Raw genomic sequence first — 19,947 nt, forward strand, 5'->3', positions numbered from 1 at the left:
TTATCGGGAGGAGGAAAGCGATGAAAATCCATGCCGCGGTGGCGCGTGCGCCGCATATGCCGTTTTCGCTGGAAAGGCTCGATCTGGAAGAGCCGAGAGAAGGAGAGATCCTGGTTCGCGTGATGGCGACAGGGGTCTGCCACACCGACATCGTCATGCGCGACCAGCACCTGCCGGTGCCGCAGCCGGTGGTGCTCGGCCACGAAGGTGCGGGCGTCGTCGAGCGTGTCGGTCCGGGTGTCGCCAAGGTGAAGCCCGGCGATCACGTGGTCATGACCTTCAATTCCTGCGGCCATTGCCCGAGCTGCAATGATCATGAGGAGACCTATTGCCATGAATTCTTCCCGCGCAATTTCTTCGGCGCGCGCGCCGACGGTTCGAGCGGGCTCTCCTGCGAGGGAGAGCGGATTCATGGCAATATATTCGGACAGTCCTCCTTTGCGAGCCATGCGCTCTGCCATGAGCGCAATATCGTGAAAGTGCCTGAGGACGCCGATCTGGCGCTGCTCGGGCCGCTCGCCTGCGGCATCCAGACCGGCGCCGGCGCGGTCATGAATGCGCTGAAGGTCGAGCCAGGAAAAGTGCTTGCGGTTTTCGGCATGGGCTCGGTCGGCCTTGCCGCCGTCATGGCGGCGCGGATCGTCGGCGCTTCCAGGATCATCGCGGTCGACGTCAATGCGGCGCGGCTGGCGCTTGCGGCCGAGCTCGGCGCGACCGACATTGTCGACGGCAAGGCCGGCGATGCGGTCGCCGCGATCATGGCGCTGACCGGCGCCGGCGTCGATTATTCGATCGATGCGTCGGGCGTGCCCGCCGTCATCGACCAATGCGTGCGGGTGTTGGCCCCGCGCGGCACCTGCGGCATCGTCGGGGCTTCGCCGCACGGTGCGACGCTGACGCTCGATCTTACCCACATCCTGTCCGGCGGACGCCGGGTCCGCGGCATCGTCGAGGGCGATTCCAATCCCGACGTGCTGATCCCGCTCTTGATCGACCTCCACAGACAGGGCCGCTTCCCCTTCGACAGGCTCGTCACCTTCTATGATTTCGCCGACATCAACCAGGCGGTGGAGGATGCGGAAAAGGGCATTGTGCTGAAACCGGTCGTGCGTCAGCCGGCCGCCTGACATCGTTCAAGGGAGGAAAGAATGAACACCGTCAGCCCAATCTCGACCGATACCAGCCCCGACGCCATGAAGGCGCTGCTTGCCCGGCAAAGGGCGTCCTTCCTCAAGGAAGGGCCGCCGAGCATAGCGACCCGCATCGATCGCATCGACCGCGTCATCGCCCTTCTCGTCGATCATAAGGACGCAATTGCCGCCGCCCTGTCGGAGGATTTCGGCAGCCGCAGCGTCGAGGCGAGCCTGCTTCTCGACGTTTTCACCTGCGTCGGTTCGTTGAAATACGCCAAGGCCCATGTGGCCGAATGGCTGAAGCCCGAGCAGCACCAGGCCTTGTTCCCGGATGCGGTCGCCGAGGTGGTCTACCAGCCGAAAGGGGTGATCGGGATCCTCAGCCCGTGGAATTTTCCGTATCAGCTCGCCCTTGCCCCGCTGGCCGGGATTCTCGCTGCCGGCAACCGCGCCATGATCAAGCCGTCGGAGGTTACTCCGGCATCGGCAGCCTTGATGGCGCAACTTATCGCCGGCGCCTTCGACGAAACGGAAATCGCCGTCATTCAGGGCGGGCCGGCCACGGGCACGGCGTTTACATCGCTTGCTTTCGACCACCTGATCTTTACCGGCGGCACCGCGATCGCCCATCACGTCATGCGTGCGGCGGCGGACAACCTGACGCCGTTGACGCTCGAGCTCGGCGGCAAGTCGCCCGTCGTCGTCGGCCGTTCGGCCGACCTTGCAGATGCGGCGCGCCGGGTCATGACCGTCAAGACACTGAATGCCGGCCAGATCTGCCTGGCGCCGGACTACGCCTATGTGCCCGAGGAAAGCGTCGCCGCCTTTGCCCAGCATGCTGTCGCCGCGGTCAGCGCGATGTATTCGGGATTGAAGGAAAATCCTGATTACACCTCGATCGTCAATGCCCGCCATCACGCCCGCGTCCAGGGGTTGATCGACGATGCCAGGGCCAGGGGCGCCCGTGTCGTCGAGATCAACCCGGCGGCCGAGAATTTTTCCCAGCAATCGGCCCACCGTATGCCGCCGACCCTGATCCTTGATCCCACGGAAGACATGCGCGTGCTGCAGGAGGAGATTTTCGGGCCGGTGCTGCCGGTCATCGCCTATCGGGATATCGCCGACGTCATCGACCGCATCAATGCCAAGCCGCGCCCGCTTGCGCTCTACTATTTCAGCCGGGACCCCGAAGAGGAGCGCCGTGTGCTCGACAACACGACCTCCGGCGGCGTGACGGTCAACGACTGCATGAGCCACGTAACGGCGGAAGGCCTGCCCTTCGGCGGCGTCGGCCATTCCGGCATGGGCGCCTATCACGGCAAGTTCGGCTTCCTCGCCTTCTCGCATCCACGCGCCGTCTATCACCAGAGCAGGATGGTGGAAGCCGAATACATGATGCGGCCGCCTTTCGGCGAGGCGATGCGCGGCTTTCTGGCCGCGGCGATCTGCAAGTAGGGGCATGACGGGCGTTCTCGCGCTGCCGATTCGGTGTCGGTGGTGGCAGGCAAGCGGTGTGGCGCGGGCTTCAGCAGGAACGCCCAAAGCCAGCCGCTTCGCCGCCGCTTAACCAGCGACTGATCCTTATCGCGCCAGCCTATCCGAATAGCGCATTATTTGCGTCCTGGGCTTGCATATCCCGGTGCATCGGCAGCGAATGAGGCATCCGGCGCTCCGATTTAACGAAGCTCAAACCAGTCTCGTCGTATGAATAGGTTTGTTATGTGGGTTTGGAAGGTGGATCCAGCGCGGTGAACGGCAATTGGACGCAATTTGGTGGCAACCTTTCTTTCGTGTGCTTGGCGATTTCGCTGTGGGCGCTTTTTTCGATCCAGTTTCAGCGCCGTTTCTTCAACCAGGAAAAAATCGCATTCGGGATCGTCGCCGGCGGCGCCTCCATCGGATCGATATTGCTGGCCGTTGAGTTTCATCCGGGCATCTATATCGATCTGCGTTTTTCGCCGCTTGCATTGGCCGGCATGTTCGGCGGGCCGATCGCGGCGGCTTTTGCCGCATCGCTGGCGATGGCCTTTCGATTTGCCGTCGGCGGCACGGCGATGGTCGACGGGATCATCACGATGGCTGTTGCCGCCGGCATCGGCGTGGCCGGTCATTTCTGGACCCGTAAGAGATCTCCGGTGCTCGTGGACGTTGCGCTGCTGAGCCTCGCCCTTGGCGTCGCATTGGTCCTATCCATGGCCATCCTTCCCACTCTAGTGAATGCTCATGTGCTAGCCGGCGTCGGTTTTCCCCTGACCGCGTTGAATTGCCTGGCAACCGTTCTCGGCGGTTTCGTTCTGCTGAAGACACAGCAATGGGAACTCGAACGAAGCATTTTGGTGACGGCATTTTCGCAGTCGCCCGACTATCTCTATGTGAAGGACCGAAACAGCCGGTTCATAACGGTCAATGAAAACATGACCCGGCTTTTCCGCTTCAGGACGACGGCGGAGATGACCGGATTGTCGGATTTCAATCTGATGTCGCGACCGCTCGCCGAGCAACTCTACTATCTCGAGCAGCAGGTCATAGACACCGGAGTGCCGCTGATCGATTCCACCGAATATATCGAAGGCAGATTCCTGCTTGCCTCCAAGGTGCCGCTCCGGGACAGGCAGGGCCGAGTGATCGGCCTTGCAGGCGTGACACGCGATGTGACCGAGCGCACGGCGCTGGAGCGGGAATTGCGCGAAAGCAAGAACCTCTTGTCGCATGCGATGGCCGGCATGTCCGATGGTATCGCCATGTACGACAGCAAGGGTTTTCTTGTCTTTTGCAACGATCAGTACCGCAGCGCCTTTCCGTTGTCTGGTGATGCCCGGGTGGTCGGCGCGCATATCAGCGACATCCTGCGCCGCGTCGTCGAAACCGGCGAGCGGCCAGGCGTAGTGGAGGGTGATCCGGAAGAGTGGATCAAGCTCGCCAGCGCGACGCTGCACAGCAACAAGGACGAAGAGGTGCAGCTTCACAACGGCGACTGGCGCAGCATCCGCACAAGACTTGCCGAAGACGGCACGGCGATGGCTGTCGTCTCGGACATCACGGCGACGAAGCAGGCGGAAATCGCGCTCAGGCTGTCGGCCGAGCAACTGAGGAATCTGGCCGAGACCGACGGGCTGACCGGCATCGTCAATCGCCGCGCCTTCGATGAAAGCTTCGCGCGTGAGACCGCCGGCAGCGCCAGGAAGAACACGCCCTTCAGCCTGCTGATGGTCGATATCGACCGCTTCAAGGCCTATAACGATACCTATGGGCATCCCGCCGGCGACCAATGCCTGCGCGTCGTCAGCAAGTGCCTGCGCCAGTCCGTCAGCCGGCCGGCGGATATCGTCGCGCGCTACGGCGGCGAGGAATTTGTGGTGTTTCTTCCCGATACCAGCGCCAAGGGGGCAATGATCGTCGCCGAGCAATTCGCCCGCCGCCTGGCCAAGGAGAATATCCTTCATTCCGGCAGCGAATTCGGGCGGGTCACAGCCAGCATCGGCATATCCTGCGCGACAGGGGCAACGCTGCGGGCCAGCCCGAACCGGCTGCTGGCCGAGGCCGACGCCGCGCTTTATGAGGCCAAGACCCAAGGCCGCAATCGCATCCTGGCACATTCGCGCGAGAATGGGCACGCGCTAAAGGAAACCGGCTAAAGCGCGCCGCTTCGCCGCGTCAATCCGTGCGTTCGATAGGATTTTTCTATCAAGCCATCGCGCGGACGGCCTTGATGTTTGCCGCGCTTCGACAATACAGGGGCGCATGGACACAAAATTTATCGGGAAGAAATCGGCGGCAGCCGGCGGCTGGGGCGCTTTGAAGAGCTGCGGGAAGCAGTTGCTTCAAAGCGGGATGCCGATCTCCGGAGCGCGAACGATGCTGAAGGCGAACCAGCCGGATGGCTTCGACTGCCCCGGCTGCGCCTGGGGCGATCCGGAACACGGATCGTCGTTCGAATTCTGCGAGAACGGCGTGAAGGCCGTCGCCTGGGAAGCGACGGAGAAGCGGGCAACGCCGGCTTTCTTCGCGGAGAAGACGGTATCGCAGCTTCGCCGGTTGTCGGATTACGAGCTTGAGCTCAGCGGCCGCCTCACCCATCCGATGCGCTATGACGCCAGCAGCGACCGTTACCTGCCGGTGGCGTGGAAGGATGCCTTTGCCGAGATCGGCGGTATCCTCAAGGGCCTCGGTGACCCGGATCGGGCGGAATTCTATACGTCCGGCCGGGCCAGCAACGAGGCCGCCTTCCTCTATCAGCTGTTCGTGCGCGTCTACGGCACCAACAATTTTCCCGATTGCTCCAATATGTGTCATGAGGCGAGCGGTATCGCCATGCGCCAGGCAGTCGGGGTCGGTAAGGGCACCGTTCTGCTGGAGGATTTCGAAGAGGCCGACGCGATCTTCGTGATTGGGCAGAACCCGGGCACCAACCATCCGCGGATGCTTGGCGATCTGCGCCGGGCGGCACTTCGCGGCGCGCGCATCGTTGTCCTCAACCCCATTCGCGAGCGTGGTCTCGAGCGCTTCTCCGATCCGCAGGACAAGATCGAAATGCTGCGTGGCGCGTCCACCGATATCGCCAGCCACTATCTCCAGCCGCATCTCGGCGGCGACATGGCCGCGGTTCGCGGGATGGCCAAGGCCGTGCTGGCTGCGGAAGACGCCGCCGTCGCCGCCGGTCTGCCGTCGGTCCTCGACCATACATTTCTTGCCGAACACTGCGCGGGTTTTGCCGAATACCGGGCAGTGGTGGAGGCGACGAGCTGGGCCGACATCGAAGACCAATCGGGATTGCGCCGAGAGGAGATCGAACGGGCCGCCGATGTCTATATGGCTGCCGAACGGGTCATCTGCACTTGGGCGATGGGCGTGACGCAGCATCTGCATTCGGTGGCGACGATCCGAGAGATTGCCAATTTCATGTTCCTGCGCGGCAATATCGGCCGGCCCGGCGCCGGCCTCTGCCCGGTGCGCGGCCATTCCAACGTGCAGGGCGACCGAACCGTCGGCATCAACGAACAGCCGTCGGACGATTTTCTCGATGCGCTGGAGATGCACTTCCGCTTCACCGTCCCGCGCCAGCACGGCCACAATGTGCTCGGCGCGATCGGGGCGATGCTCGACGGCTCGGCCGAGGCTTTCATCGGGCTTGGCGGTAACTTCGCCCGCGCCACGCCCGACAGCGCACTCGTCGAGAAAGCGCTTCGGCGGCTGAAACTGACGGTGCATATCGCAACCAAACCGAACCATTCGCATCTGATGCCTGGCGAGACGGCCTTTATCCTGCCGTGCCTCGGACGGACCGAGATGGACCTCAACGCGGCCGGCAATTCCCAGCTCGTCAGCGTCGAAGATTCGATGAGCATGGTGCATGGTTCCGCCGGCATCAATCGTCCGGCCTCACCGCATCTCCTCTCGGAAGTCGCCATCATCGCTGGCATTGCGCAAGCGACGGTCGGCTCTTCCGTGGTCGACTGGGCGGAACTTGCCGAGGACTATGATCGCATCCGCGATCATATCGAGGCGACCATTCCCGGTTTCGAACACTACAATGCGCGCCTGCGCAAGCCGCGTGGTTTCCACCTGCGCAACGCCGCCGCCCAACGGGAATGGCAGACGCCCACCGGCAAAGCGTCATTCGCCTGCCAGGGGCTTCCCGAACAGACGGTGCATCAGAGGGCGCGAAAAGGCGAGGGATGTTTCGCCCTGCAGACGTTCCGCTCGCACGACCAATACAATACCACGGTCTATGGCCTCGACGACCGATACCGCGGCGTCTACGGAGAGCGGCAGGTCATCTTCATTCACCCGGCGGACTTGAAGGCGATCAATGCCGAGGCCGGCGACCGCGTCGATGTGGTCGGCGAGCATGATGACGGCATCGAGCGCGTCGCACGGGATTTCCGCTTCGTGCCCTATGACATTCCGCGGGGCAGCATCGCCGGCTACTATCCCGAGCTGAACGTGCTCGTGCCGCTTGGCAGCGCCGGCGAGGAAAGCGATACGCCGACCTCGAAATCGATCATGGTTTCCTTCCGCCGGCGACATGCCGCGTGAGTGAAGAGGCATCCGACGCCGGCCGATTTCTCGCCCTTGTCGCTGCGGCGCAAGACAGGGATGCCGGGCTGACGTCGATACAGGCCGGCCTGCTCGTCGCCGCGGAGCTCGACATAGCATCTGACAGTCGCTCTTTCGCACGCAGTCTGGGGATCGCGCATGCGCTGGTGCTGCGGGAACTCAACGCGCTGGCCGAGCGAGGCGATACGCTTGAGATCGTCAAGCGGGATCCGAGGACGATGCGAGCGTTTTACAGATTGGCCAAGTCCTGAAGCAGTCGGGCAAAACTGTGCAGTGATTTTGCGACGACGGCGATGCAGGCCGGCTTATCGACGGTTCACGCGCTTCCTCGTGTCGGAGGGATATTCCCCATAGGTCGTTTTATAAACCGCGGAAAAGCGGCCGAAATGAAAGAAGCCCCATTTGAGGCAGACGGCCTTCATCGTCTCCTTGCTTTCGGGATCGAGCAGATCCTGGCGCGCCGCGCGCAGGCGAAGCATCAGCAGGTAGGCGGCGGGAGACGTTCCCTTGAAGGCGCGGAAACCGGTTTCGAGCGCCCTGCTCGAGACGCCGGCCGCTTCGGCAACCTTCGGCATGGTGATCGGCTGATCGATGTTGGCCTGCATGAACTCGATCGCTCTGCGCACATGCCTCGGAGCAATCAGGGCCGGCCCCTTGTCGAGGAAATGCGACAGCCGGTGCGGCACCATGCGCACGACCAGATCGGCCAGCGCCTGCGTCATGTGCGCCATGGCGATCGGCGACTGCAGCAAGGGGCCGTCATCGCGCATTCCTGATATGATCGTTTCGGTGAGATTGCCGATCGTCCGGCCAACCGGCGTCGACAGATCCAGTTCCGGCAGCAGGTCGAGCGATCCACTGAACGGCATTTCGAACGTCTGGCCGATTGTCTGGAGGATAACGGGCCAGTTGATCAGCAGTTCGTCGATGACGTTCCCCTGCCCATGCATGAGAACACTATCGGGTTCGAAATTGTTGTAGAGCAGCAATTTCCCTTGCCCGGCCTCGGCCTTGCGCGCGCCATAGGTCACTCCCATGCCGCCGCGACGCGGGACGACGAGCGACAGATACTCCGCCGTGCTGACGGTCGGCTCGATGTTGAACTGGAACTCGGCCTCATGATAGCCGGTCAGCAGGACCGCGCTGTCCGCCACCGAAAAATCCAATCCCCAATGGAAGTCTTTGGCGCGGCCGACAGGCTCGGCATCAAACGCGCCGAATGCACCGCCGAGCGTTTCCACCATGTTGTCGAAGGACGAACCATGGAATCGGAAGGAGAATGGCTTTGCGCTGTTTTCCGTCATGCTGTTCCCGTTATTTCTTCTGACCGAACACGGCACGAGGCATCGCTCGCATGGAGATCGACATGATGTACGTCCCTCTTTCTGGCCGCAGTCGCTGGCATTATCCTTCTCCTCCGCGCCTGGTCAGGGCCTGTTGGATGAAACGATGTGCGAGGCCTGGGCGCATATTAGCGAAAATGAGGGCTCAGCGCAGCACGTCGCGGCGCAGCGGCCAGGCTTCAACCGGATGCGGGCGTCGAAAGCTGTTCGGCCAGGCGAATTCGAGTCGAGAGCGAACCTGGCAGACGCCGGAAAAGCGAAGATTTCGAATGTTTTGTCGATAATGCCCATGGGGTCGGACTTTCCTGGCCGGTCGGCAGGAACTGACAGAGCCGGCAGCACTTGGCAACCCTTGGCGCTGCTGCTTTTGATGGTTATCCGATGATGAAACGATTAGCCAGCTTGCATGGGCGGCGTGCTTTAATGCGCCATGCGAAAGTCGCCTGCCGAAGGTTCTAAAGTGGACCGCTCGAGATAGCCTTCGGCAGGCTGACAGGCAGTTGGCATACGCACGGGATGGGGTGCGTATGGATGCAGCCCCTCCCATCATTTGGGGTGATCGATGGAGGGGTTTGGCTTTCAGACCGTAGACCATCATGGCCCCGATCACGGTTACTTTAGTGTTCCGCTGCCATGGAGCAATTGTCGCGCGTCGATATTGTCGGTCGATCGGCTTTTCGCGACGCAGTCTGGACTGGTCCTGCGCAAAATGTATAGGTCGGCGCTCCGCTCTCCCGTCTTCGCCGCTGCGCATCAGAGCTCCAATGCGACTCGCCGGCCCTCGTAGAAGGCATAGGGTGCCGCGCGGTGCGGCGCAGTCGCCGATCTCGATGGCATCGATACCCTGCGAGCGCAATTCCTGGCCCAGCCAATCGGCCGCGCCGTTGGTGGTGGCGAGCACCAGGCTGTCGCCTTCCTCGAAGAAACGCTCAAAGGTAACGGACGAACATGCGGAAAAGTTTCGACATCGTGATCGCTCAGACAACCGGCTTGCCGGTTGAGTGGCACGGCGAGGCACCGAAACTCGGTGTCGCCGGCCAAACCGAAAGAGGCCGCGCGGAGCGTCAGAGCGCGACCGAAAGGGTATTGTCGCGTCGGGCAGCAACCTCCTGCGAGTTCACCATTGCGCCGGCGAGCTGGCGGAAGGTGACGAGCCCCAGGGTTTCCCCCGATGGCGACACCACCCTGGCATCGTCGTCCGGCGTGGCGGCCAGCATGCGGACGGCTTCTTCGACCGTTGTGCCCGAGACGATCGTCAATCCGCCGGGTGCGGCGGAATGCAGCGGCGTCATGACGGCTTCGACATGGACGACCCGTCCCCGGTTCACTTCCTTGACGAAGTTGGCGATGTATTCGTCGGCCGGGCGCAGCACGATGTCCTGGCTGGTGCCCTGCTGGATGACTTCGCCGTCGCGCAGGATGGCGATCTGGTCGCCGAGGCGCAGCGCCTCGTCGAGATCGTGGGTGATGAAGACGATGGTCTTCTTGATTTCCTTTTGGATGTCGAGAAGCACCGTCTGCATATCGGTACGGATCAGCGGGTCGAGGGCCGAATAGGCCTCGTCCATCAGAAGCACCGGCGCATCGTTGGCCAGCGCCCGCGCCAGGCCGACACGCTGCTGCATGCCGCCGGAAAGCTGGTTGGGATAGCGCTGCTCGAAGCCTTTGAGCCCGACCCGCTCCAGCCAGCGCATGGCGATGTCGATGGCTTTGGCCCGCTCCATGCCCTGCACTTCGAGGCCAAAGATGGTGTTGTCGAGGACGTTGCGGTGCGGCAGAAGCGCAAACTTCTGGAACACCATCGCCGTCTGCTGCCGGCGGAACGTCCGCAATTCGGTCTCGTTCATCTTCACGACGTCGACGCCGTCGACCAGCACTTCGCCGGAGGTCGGGTCGATCAGCCGGTTGATATGGCGGATCAGCGTCGATTTGCCCGATCCCGAAAGGCCCATGACGACCTGGATGCAGCCGGAGGGGATCTCGATATTGATATCCCGCAGGCCGAGCACGTGGCCGTATTTCTGGTTGAGCTCGGTCTTCGTCAGGCCTTTCTGCACCGCCTCGACATGGGCGGCGGGGTTGGGGCCGAAGATCTTGTAGAGGTGGCGGATCTTGATGCCGCCGAAATGCTGCTCAGCCATGGACGGTCTCCCGATGCTTCTGGAGCCTTTTGCCATATGCCTGGCTGACCCGGTCGAAGATGATGGCGATGCCGACGATGGCAAGGCCGTTGAAAATGCCCAGCGTGAAGTACTGGTTGGCGATCGCTTTCAGCACCGGCTGGCCAAGGCCCTGGACGCCGATCATCGAGGCGATGACCACCATGGCGAGTGCCATCATGATCGTCTGGTTGATGCCGGCCATGATGGTCGGCAGCGCCAGCGGCAGCTGCACCTTGAACAGCTTCTGCGACCGCGAGGTGCCGAAGGCGTCGGCAGCTTCGAGCACGTCCTTGTCGACGAGCCGGATGCCGAGATCGGTCAGGCGGATCATCGGCGGGATGGCGTAGATGACGACGGCGATCAGGCCGGGCACCTTGCCGATGCCGAGCAGCATGACGACCGGAATGAGGTAGACGAAGCTCGGCATGGTCTGCATGACGTCGAGGATCGGGTTGACGATGCGCTGCAGCCGGTCGGAGCGGGCCATCAGGATGCCCATCGGAATGCCGATGGCGATGGAAAGAACCGTGCAGACGAAGATCATCGAGACCGTCCGCATCGTGTCGTCCCACATGTCGAAATAGCCGATCAGCATCAGCGTCACCAGACAGCCGGCGACAATCTTCAGGCTGCGGCTGGCAAACCAGGCGATGGCCAGGATGATCGCGGTGATGATCGGCCACGGCGTCTGCGTCATGAAGCGCTCGGCGGCGATGAGGAAATGCTGCAGCGGCACGAACAGGCTTTCGATGCCGTCGCCATAGCTGCGGGTAAATCCGCGAAAGCCGTCATCGATCGCCTTCTTCAGATTGCGAAGCGCGTCATCGTTCATGTGCGGGAATTTGTAAAACCATTCCATCTCGGTTCCCCTTTCGTCAAACAGCCGTGGCAGTCTTTTTGATTTTGTCGGCGCGTGAGAAGCGGTGCGCTTTTCGCGCACCGCAATTTTTGGTTTTAGAGAGCAGCTTCGATCTTCGCGGCTGCCTCCGGCGAGACCCACTTGGTCCAGATGTCCTTGTTTTCTTTCAGGAAGTGCTTGGCACCGTCTTCGCCGGTCGCCTGGTTGTCGGTCATCCACGACATCAGCTTGTTGACCGTGTCGTTGCTCCAGGAGCGCTTCTTCAGATAATCCATGACCTCGGGGCCGACCTTTTCAGAAAAGGGCTTTGCGACGAGGGTCACGACGTGATCGACGGGCCAGGCCGCCGGCTTCGGATCGGGGCAATCGGCAACAGTGATGCAGCGCTTCCATTCGGCGGCATCCTCCGGCACACCGGCTTCGAGCTTGACCATCTGATACTTGCCGAGCAGCGCGGTCGGCGCCCAGTAGTAACCGACCCAGCCTTCCTTGCGTTCGTAGGCCTTGGCGATCGAACCGTCGAGGCCGGCAGCAGAACCGGTGTCGACGAGCGTGAAGCCCGCCTTCTCGGCTCCGAACGCCTTGTAGAGCTGCGAGGTGACGACCGTGCCGCCCCAGCCCTGCGGGCCGTTGACGATGGCGCCCTTCTTCGGGTCCTCCGGATCAGGGAAGAGTTCCGGATGCTTCAGCACGTCGCCGATGGTCTTGACGTCGGGATGGGCGTCGGCGACATATTTCGGAATCCACCAGCCCTGCACGCCGCCGTCCGGCAGCGGCGAGCCGACCTGCACGATGCGGCCTTCTTCCGTGCCCTTCTTGACGACATCCGGCAGCAGATCGATCCAGGCTTCAGGAGCGATATCTGGCTGGCCCTTTTCTGCCATGGAGGTGATCGTCGGGACGGTGTCGCCGACGGTGATGTCGGCGCTGCAGCCATAACCTTCGTTCAGGATGAACTTGTCCAGGTTGGAGAGAACTTCGGCGCTCTGCCAGTTCATGCTGGCGATGGTGACGCTGCCGCATTCGGCAGCGCTGGCAAAAGACGCGCCGCCGAGCAGGCCGAGCGTCAAACATGTCGATGCAAGTAGTTTCTTCATTCTCGTTCCCTCTATTTAGCGGCTGATCTAGCCAGGTGGGGTGCCGCAGTACCCACCCTCAACGGTCGTCAGGAAGCGTCTCCCATACTCACCGATTTCTTGAATGCTGCCGATAGTCCATCTGCCACCGCAGCGTCGAACCCGGCGTCGCGCATGCCTTCGATGGCTGCCGCGGTGGTGCCGCGATAGTCGAGAAAGGCCGCAACGGTATCGTCAGGAGATTCGTCGCGACGCTCCAGAAGGTGGCCGGCGCCGACCAGCACCGTATTGACGGCGCGCCGCGCAATCTCCGCCGAAAGGCCATGGGCGACGGCGTCGCTCATCATGGCGGCAGCGAGCAGTGCCGGAAATGCCGGACCGGATCCGGAAAGACCCGTGAGGTAGTCGATGTCGCTTTCGCTTGCGACTTCGTCTTGTGACCCGCAAGCCTCGAAAATGGCGCCGACAAGGGCCCGGTCATCTGCGGTGACACCGCTCGCGCCGATCCAGGGCGTATAGGATCTGGCCACTTCGGCGGCGGCGTTCGGCAGCGCGCGGACGACGCGACCGGTGTTATGGCGCTCTGAGAGGGCGTCCAGTCGGATGCCCGCCATGACTGAGACCACCAGTTTGCCGCCGGCATCGACCTTCAGGCCATGCCAGTCACCGGGGCGAACGGAGAGAATGATCACGTCGGAGCGGTCGGCAAGCGCCTGATTATCCGAAGTCCAGGAGGAGTTCGGGAAGCGGCGCGGCTGCTCGCCGCGATAGGAGAGGCAAAGATTTCGAGAATCGACCAGGCCGGCATCAATGATCGAGCCGGCGAGTGCCCCGCCAAGCCAGCCGCCGCCACCGATTATGCCGATCCTCAAGGAAACGCTCATCTCCGGCCTTCCTCTAACTGGGCCTATAGCCGTGCCGAGAGAAGAAGCGGTCAAGCTCTCTCTGCTGCGGCACTTCGCCCGTGTAGATCGCAATATACTCCGGAATCCGTTTCATGCGGACGGCGATATCCTCCCTCGACTGCATGGAGATGTACCCGATCTGCACGAGGTATGTTGTTCGCGCTCTGACATCTGATGTCGTTTCTGGTAACCCGAACCGCATAAACATGCGCTTCAGCGCCTCGAGCCGGATCTGGTCGGCCTGCTGAACCTCGGCCAAGAGCTCGTCCGACTGCAGCGCCCAGCTGCGGATGGCGAACTCGAATTTCGCGTCGAAGAGATCGGTGTTGAGCCAGCAATCGAAGACGTTGAGCATCGCCTCGGCCAGCGATTCCGCATAAGCCTCGGACTGCTTGATGATGTTGCCGGTGTTTTTGTCGCGCCACCGCGCCACTAACGCGCTCAACAATTCCTCCCGATCCTTGAAGAACCAGTAGAAGCTCGTCCGCGACAGATTGAGCTTCTTCGCCAGCGGCAGAATTTTCACCGAGTCGACGCCCGATTCGAGCAGGGAGTGGTAAGCTGCTTCGAGCCATCCCTCCTGCGATCCGCGCCAGCCAGTGTCATTCAAAGCCTGATCCATGAATTATCTCCTATCAAATTACGAGGCGGCGCACAAGAAAAATGTACATATGTGTCGAAAATAACGACCCATGTGTTTTCTGCGTTGACACATATGTACATTGCGCTTAGCGTTCCTCTGTCGTTTTTAATCGGAACCACGGCCCATGTCGAATGATCCCCTCCTTCAGCCTTACCAGCTTAAGCATCTGAAGCTGCGCAACCGTATCATCGTGACGTCTCACGAGCCGGCCTATCCGGAAGACGGTATGCCGAAGGAAAAGTATCGCGCCTATACGGTGGAGCGGGCAAAGGGCGGCGTGGCCTTGACGATGACGGCGGGTTCGGCGGCCGTCTCCAAGGACAGTCCGCCGGTCTTCAACAACCTGCTCGCCTATAAGGACGAGATCGTGCCCTGGATCAGGGAGATGACCGATGCGGTGCACGAGGAGGGGGCGGCGATCATGATCCAGCTCACCCATCTCGGCCGGCGCACGCGCTGGGACAAGGGCGACTGGCTGCCGGTCGTGGCGCCGTCGCATCATCGCGAGGCCTCCCATCGCGCCTTCCCGAAGAAGATGGAAGACTGGGACATCGAGCGTATCATCAAGGATTTCGCCGATGCGGCCGAGCGCATGAAGGCGGGCGGCATGGACGGTGTCGAACTCGAGGCCTACGGCCACCTGATCGACCAGTTCGTGTCTCCGCTCACCAATGAGCTCGATGGCCCCTATGGCGGTTCGCTCGACAACCGTCTGCGCTTCTGTTTCGACGTATTCAAGGCGATCCGGAAAAGGGTGGGCGACGATTTCATTCTCGGCCTGCGCTATACTGCCGACGAATGTCTTCCCGGCGGCACGGGCAAGGCCGAAGGCATCGAAATCTCCAAGCGACTGAAGGAAAGCGGCCTCATCGATTACCTGAACGTGATCCGTGGCCACATCGATACCGACGCCGGTCTGACAGACGTGATCCCGATCCAGGGAATGGCGAATTCCCCGCACCTCGATTTCGCCGGCGAAATTCGCGCCGCGACCGATTTTCCGACCTTTCATGCGGCGAAAATCCCGGATGTCGCCACGGCCCGCCATGCGATCGCGGCCGGCAAGGTCGACATGGTCGGCATGACCCGCGCCCACATGACCGACCCGCACATCGTTCGCAAGATCATCGAAAAGCGGGAAGAGGAAATTCGGCCCTGCGTCGGCGCCAATTACTGTCTCGACCGCATCTACCAGGGCGGAGCCGCCTACTGCATCCACAATGCCGCCACCGGCCGCGAGCTGACCATGCCGCATATCCTGGCCAAGGCCGATGTGAAGAAAAAGGTCGTTATAGTCGGCGCCGGTCCGGCCGGTCTTGAGGCGGCGCGGGTCGCCGGGGAGCGCGGCCACAAGGTCGTCGTTTTCGAGGCGGCGAACAATCCCGGCGGCCAGATCCGCCTCACCGCCCAGAGCGAACGCCGCAGGGAGATGATCAGCATCATCGACTGGCGCATGAGCCAGTGCGAGAAATACGACGTGACCTTCCACTTCAACACCTGGGCGGAAGCCGACACGATCGAAGCCGAAAACCCCGATGTCGTCATTATCGCGACCGGCGGCCTGCCGCATACCGAAGTTCTTTCGAGAGGCAATGAGCTGGTGGTCTCCTCATGGGACATCATCTCCGGCGACGTGAAGCCCGGCACCAACGTCCTGATTTTCGACGATGCCGGCGACCATGCCGGCCTTCAGGCGGCGGAATTTCTCGCCAAGGCGGGCGCCAAGGTCGAGATCATGACGCCCGACCGGTCCTTCGCGCCGGAGGTTATGGCGATGAACCTCGTGCCCTATATGCGCTCCCTTCAGAAGCATGACGTGACCTTCACCGTCACCTATCGCCTGGAGGCGGTCGAGAAGAGCGGCAATCAACTCGTCGCCCATGTCGGCAGCGATTACGGCGGGATTGCCAAGCAGAGCAGCTACGATCAGATCATCGTCAATCACGGGACCATTCCGCTCGATGAGCTCTATTTCGAACTGAAGCCCAATTCGAGCAACTTCGGCGAGATGTCGCACGACCAGCTTCTGGCCGGCGAACCGCAGTCGGTCGTTCGCAATCCCGAGGGCAAATTCCAGCTGTTCCGGATCGGCGACGCTGTCGCTGCGCGCAACACGCATGCCGCGGTCTATGACGGCCTGCGTCTCGCGAAAGATATATGATTGCAGGAGAGGCCACTGGTTGGCCGGGCTAAAATCGTTCTGTTCTAGGGAGGGGATGGCATGAGTTTACGCGGGGAGAGCCTGCAGCTTTTCCTGGACCCAGCGTCTGAGGCTTTCCAGAGGTTTGCGACGGCCCCGGAAGCCCGGCGCTCGATCCGGCAGTTTCTCGCAAGGCTGGAGCAGCCGGGGGCCAGACGGGCGGGGGACGGGAGCCGGTTGCCGGTCTGCGCTCACCTTGATGTGGCGCTCGCGATTGATACCTCCTATGATCCTTCGCTGGGGCGATTGGTCGAGGCGTTCAAAGGCATCGAGCCAATGCTTGAATGGCGTCGGCGCACCAAGTATGACCACTCCGCCAGCGACAATTTTGCCGATGGGCATGCCAATGCGATGATCATCGGCCCCGGCGGATTGGAGGAGCGGAGCGACCTGTGGCTCGGAGTGACGTTGATGGCGCCGCATGTGCGCTATCCGGATCATGATCATGCGCCGGAGGAGGTCTATCTCGTGCTTTCCGAGGGGGAGTTCAAGCAGGGGGAAGGGAACTGGTTTTCGCCTGGCATCGGCGGATCGTTCTATAATATCCCAGGGATCAAACACGCCATGAGGTCGGTCGACACACCGCTCTTTGCCTTCTGGGCATTGCTTTCTGATCGGCCGCACTAGCGCGATGCGCAGATTCAAAACCTTGCAGCGTCCTGTGCGCATCTGAAAAGACGTCCGGCGCTATAGGGATCAGCATTCGGAATAACAAAGGGGATTTGCAAATGAAGATTCTCGTGCCCGTCAAACGGGTTGTCGACTACAACGTGAAGATCCGGGTGAAGCCGGATGGTTCGGGTGTCGAGCTTGCCAATGTGAAGATGTCGATGAACCCGTTCGACGAGATCTCGGTGGAAGAGGCGCTGCGGCTGAAGGAAGCCGGCAAGGCGGAAGAAGTGGTGGTGGTGTCGATCGGCCCGGCCAAGGCCGAGGAGACGCTGCGCACGGCGCTGGCCATGGGCGCCGACCGGGCGATCCTGGTCGAGACCGACGATCAAGTCGAGCCGCTCGCTGTCGCCAAGATCCTCAAGGCGGTCGCCGATGCCGAGCAGCCGGGGCTGATCATCACGGGCAAGCAGGCGATCGACGACGATTCCAACCAGACCGGCCAGATGCTGGCGGCGCTGCTCGGTTCGGCCCAGGCGACCTTCGCCTCGAAGATCGAAATCGGCGACGGCAAGGCTGAGGTCACCCGCGAGGTCGATGGCGGCCTGCAGACGATCGAGATCAAGCTGCCGGCGGTGATTACCACCGACTTGCGCCTGAACGAACCGCGTTATGCCTCGCTGCCGAACATCATGAAGGCGAAGAAGAAGCCGCTGGAGAAGAAGAGCCCGGCCGATTTCGGCGTCGATACGACGCCGCGGCTGAAGGTGTTGAAGACCGAGGAGCCGTCCGGCCGCAAGGCCGGCGTCAAGGTCAAGTCGGTCGCCGAACTGGTCGACAAGCTGAAGAACGAAGCCGGCGTGCTGTAATCGGGTTGGAACAGGAGCAACTATCATGACCATTCTTCTTCTGGCCGACCATGACGGCAATCACCTCTCCGACCAGACCGCCAAGGCGCTGACGGCGGCAAGCCAGATCGGCTCCGACGTGCACATCCTGGTCGCCGGCAAGGCCGCCAAGGCTGCGGCCGATCAGGCCGCCAAACTCTCCGGCGTTTCCAAGGTGCTGCTCGCCGAAAGCGATGCGCTTGCCAACAATCTCGCCGAGCCGTTGGCCGATCTGATCGTCTCGCTCGCCGGTTCCTACGACGCGATCCTGTCTGCCGCCACCTCGGTCGGCAAGACGGTGCTGCCGCGGGTCGCAGCCCTGCTCGATGTCGCCCAGGTCTCGGAGATCATCGAGGTCGTCTCATCCGATACCTTCAAGCGGCCGATCTATGCCGGCAATGCCATTCAGACGGTGCAGGCAAGCGATGCCAAGAAGGTCATCACCGTGCGCACCGCCTCGTTTGCCTCCGCCGCGGAAGGCGGCTCGGCAACGGTGGAGGCGATCGCAGCGATCTCCGATCCGGGTCTGTCGCGCTTCGTCGCCGATGCGCTGTCGGCCTCCGACCGTCCGGAGCTGACCTCGGCCAAGATCATCATCTCCGGCGGCCGGGCGCTCGGTTCGGCCGAGAAGTTCAAGGAGGTCATCCTGCCGGTTGCCGACAAGCTCGGGGCTGCCGTCGGCGCCAGTCGTGCGGCCGTCGATGCCGGTTATGCCCCGAACGACTGGCAGGTCGGCCAGACCGGCAAGGTCGTCGCCCCCGATCTCTATATCGCCGCCGGCATCTCCGGGGCGATCCAGCATCTGGCCGGCATGAAGGACAGTAAGGTGATCGTCGCCATCAACAAGGACGAGGAGGCGCCGATCTTCCAGGTCGCCGACTACGGCCTCGTCGCCGATCTCTTCGACGCCCTGCCGGAATTGCAGAAGGCGCTTTAACGGGGAGATCGAACGTGGCGCGCGTGGTGGGACGTCCAATCAGACCTGGTGCTGACCTTCTCCTGAACGATGACGAAAAGCCGGCTTATATAAGGCTGCACGACATCGGAAGGGAAAGGCGTCCCCAGCCGCTGCAGGAATTTCTCAACGATATCGGTGGGCTGATGCTGTCGGCCGACGCTCCCGCCGTTGCCAGTTTCGTTGCCGGAAAGGTCCTTCAAAGACTGCTCAAGACAGGCAAGGTGCGCCCGGAGGGAGGCCCTCTCCCCGGGGTGCCCGAAGGGCTGAATGACGCCGTCAGCCATCTGGCGAAATCCGGGCGGAAATACGAGGCAATCGCCGATCAGTTCAACAGTCTCGCCGGCAGGCTGCTGTGGAGACGCGGCCGCACTGGCCCGTTTGCAAGCCTGAACTTCGGCAATACGCACTCCCATGCGGTTCTGGTCGGCCCTGGCGGCATGGAGGAGCGCGCCGATCTCCGGGTCGGCGTGATCTATATGGATCGCTACACCCGCTTCCCCGATCATGTTCAGACGCAGCCGCGCGCCTTCATTCTGCTTTCGCCGGGAGAAATCTGCCTTGGCGATTCCCAGTGGTTTTCTGCCGCGACCGGTACGGTCTTCGCGAATGATGCCGGGCAATCCTTCGCGATAAGGTGTACGGCCCAGCCGCTTCTTGCGGTGTGGTGTCAGGTCGAGCCGGGATGAACGGGGTGAGGCCGAAGCGGACCGTTTCGATCTCTCGGCCGCATCTCCGCATATTTAACAACCGAAATTGAATTAACAGGAGGGATTATCAAATGGACGTTCGCGCCGCCGTGGCCGTACAGGCCGGAAAACCGCTGGAAGTGATGACCGTGCAGCTCGACGGCCCGAAGGCCGGCGAGGTGCTGGTCGAGGTCAAGGCGACCGGCACCTGCCACACCGACGATTTCCCCCTGTCGGGCGCCGATCCGGAAGGCCTATTCCCGGCCATTCTCGGCCATGAGGGTGCCGGCATCGTCGTCGATGTCGGCCCGGGTGTGACCTCGGTCAAGAAGGGTGACCACGTCATTCCGCTCTACACGCCGGAATGCCGCGAGTGCTATTCCTGCCTTAGTCGCAAGACCAATCTCTGCACCGCCATCCGCTCGACCC

General features: G+C 62.0%; 17 protein-coding genes and 1 pseudogene. 11 read left to right on the forward strand and 7 right to left on the reverse strand.

The genetic code is table 11. The annotated features are described in order from the left end of the window. The first annotated feature begins 20 nt into the window (after positions 1–20). From CO655_RS29645 to CO655_RS29665, 5 genes are all read left to right on the forward strand, one after another. Positions 21–1,127: an NAD(P)-dependent alcohol dehydrogenase gene (locus CO655_RS29645; protein WP_097667676.1), complete on the forward strand. Its 1,107-nt coding sequence runs from the start codon at positions 21–23 to the stop codon at positions 1,125–1,127. 21 nt (positions 1,128–1,148) lie between these two features. Further along, positions 1,149–2,588 carry a coniferyl aldehyde dehydrogenase gene (locus CO655_RS29650; protein ID WP_097667677.1) on the forward strand — a complete coding sequence of 480 codons (1,440 nt, stop codon included), beginning with the start codon at positions 1,149–1,151 and terminating at the stop codon, positions 2,586–2,588. A gap of 293 nt (positions 2,589–2,881) precedes the next feature. Then, positions 2,882–4,768, forward strand: coding sequence for a diguanylate cyclase (locus CO655_RS29655; RefSeq protein WP_097667678.1), 1,887 nt, complete (start codon positions 2,882–2,884; stop codon positions 4,766–4,768). A gap of 106 nt (positions 4,769–4,874) precedes the next feature. Continuing rightward, positions 4,875–7,169, forward strand: coding sequence for an FdhF/YdeP family oxidoreductase (locus CO655_RS29660; RefSeq protein WP_097667679.1), 2,295 nt, complete (start codon positions 4,875–4,877; stop codon positions 7,167–7,169). Beyond that, positions 7,166–7,441 (forward strand): hypothetical protein, encoded by a 276-nt coding sequence (locus CO655_RS29665; protein ID WP_097667680.1) that lies wholly within the window; start codon positions 7,166–7,168, stop codon positions 7,439–7,441. The genes CO655_RS29660 and CO655_RS29665 overlap by 4 nt, the downstream gene beginning before the upstream one ends. Positions 7,442–7,495: 54 nt before the next feature. Here CO655_RS29665 and CO655_RS29670 read toward each other — a convergent pair whose 3' ends face one another. The 7 genes and pseudogenes from CO655_RS29670 to CO655_RS29710 all read right to left on the reverse strand — a co-directional run bounded on the left by CO655_RS29670 (position 7,496) and on the right by CO655_RS29710 (position 14,157). After that, positions 7,496–8,494, reverse strand: a complete 999-nt coding sequence (locus CO655_RS29670; RefSeq protein ID WP_097607143.1) for an AraC family transcriptional regulator — start codon at positions 8,492–8,494, stop codon at positions 7,496–7,498. Positions 8,495–9,286: 792 nt separating this feature from the next. Continuing rightward, positions 9,287–9,470: pseudogene (locus CO655_RS34515) on the reverse strand (hypothetical protein); the annotation flags it as partial. Between the two features lie 127 nt (positions 9,471–9,597). Continuing rightward, the gene (locus CO655_RS29690) at positions 9,598–10,674 is read right to left on the reverse strand and encodes a glycine betaine/L-proline ABC transporter ATP-binding protein (RefSeq protein WP_097607141.1); all 1,077 of its coding nucleotides are present in this window, start codon (positions 10,672–10,674) and stop codon (positions 9,598–9,600) included. Continuing rightward, entirely contained in the window at positions 10,667–11,554 is an 888-nt protein-coding gene (locus CO655_RS29695) for a proline/glycine betaine ABC transporter permease (RefSeq protein ID WP_096764180.1), read from the reverse strand. The genes CO655_RS29690 and CO655_RS29695 overlap by 8 nt, the downstream gene beginning before the upstream one ends. Before the next feature lie 95 nt (positions 11,555–11,649). Beyond that, on the reverse strand, positions 11,650–12,651 hold the full coding sequence (locus CO655_RS29700) for an ABC transporter substrate-binding protein (protein WP_097667681.1): 1,002 nt from the start codon (positions 12,649–12,651) through the stop codon (positions 11,650–11,652). A 68-nt stretch (positions 12,652–12,719) separates the two neighbouring features. After that, on the reverse strand, positions 12,720–13,514 hold the full coding sequence (locus tag CO655_RS29705) for a pyrroline-5-carboxylate reductase dimerization domain-containing protein (RefSeq protein ID WP_097607139.1): 795 nt from the start codon (positions 13,512–13,514) through the stop codon (positions 12,720–12,722). Between the two features lie 13 nt (positions 13,515–13,527). Next, the gene (locus CO655_RS29710; protein ID WP_010030486.1) at positions 13,528–14,157 is read right to left on the reverse strand and encodes a TetR/AcrR family transcriptional regulator; all 630 of its coding nucleotides are present in this window, start codon (positions 14,155–14,157) and stop codon (positions 13,528–13,530) included. Positions 14,158–14,302: 145 nt separating this feature from the next. Between CO655_RS29710 and CO655_RS29715 the strand changes: the two genes are divergently transcribed. The 6 genes from CO655_RS29715 to CO655_RS29740 all read left to right on the forward strand — a co-directional run. Beyond that, positions 14,303–16,339, forward strand: a complete 2,037-nt coding sequence (locus tag CO655_RS29715; RefSeq protein ID WP_097607138.1) for an NADH:flavin oxidoreductase — start codon at positions 14,303–14,305, stop codon at positions 16,337–16,339. 60 nt (positions 16,340–16,399) lie between these two features. Beyond that, on the forward strand, positions 16,400–17,005 hold the full coding sequence (locus tag CO655_RS29720) for a dimethylsulfoniopropionate lyase (RefSeq protein ID WP_097667682.1): 606 nt from the start codon (positions 16,400–16,402) through the stop codon (positions 17,003–17,005). A 101-nt stretch (positions 17,006–17,106) separates the two neighbouring features. Next, positions 17,107–17,856, forward strand: coding sequence for an electron transfer flavoprotein subunit beta/FixA family protein (locus tag CO655_RS29725; RefSeq protein ID WP_097667683.1), 750 nt, complete (start codon positions 17,107–17,109; stop codon positions 17,854–17,856). Between the two features lie 25 nt (positions 17,857–17,881). Then, positions 17,882–18,811, forward strand: a complete 930-nt coding sequence (locus CO655_RS29730; RefSeq protein ID WP_097667684.1) for an electron transfer flavoprotein subunit alpha/FixB family protein — start codon at positions 17,882–17,884, stop codon at positions 18,809–18,811. Between the two features lie 14 nt (positions 18,812–18,825). Further along, a complete protein-coding gene (locus tag CO655_RS29735) occupies positions 18,826–19,518 on the forward strand; it encodes a dimethylsulfonioproprionate lyase family protein (RefSeq protein ID WP_097667685.1) in 693 nt (230 codons plus the stop codon). A gap of 92 nt (positions 19,519–19,610) precedes the next feature. After that, positions 19,611–19,947 (forward strand): alcohol dehydrogenase catalytic domain-containing protein (locus CO655_RS29740; protein WP_176539329.1); only part of this gene is annotated, 337 nt, incomplete at its 3' end.

Source organism: Rhizobium sp. M1, assembly GCF_002531805.1.
Classification (GTDB): Bacteria; Pseudomonadota; Alphaproteobacteria; order Rhizobiales; family Rhizobiaceae; genus Rhizobium; species Rhizobium etli_C.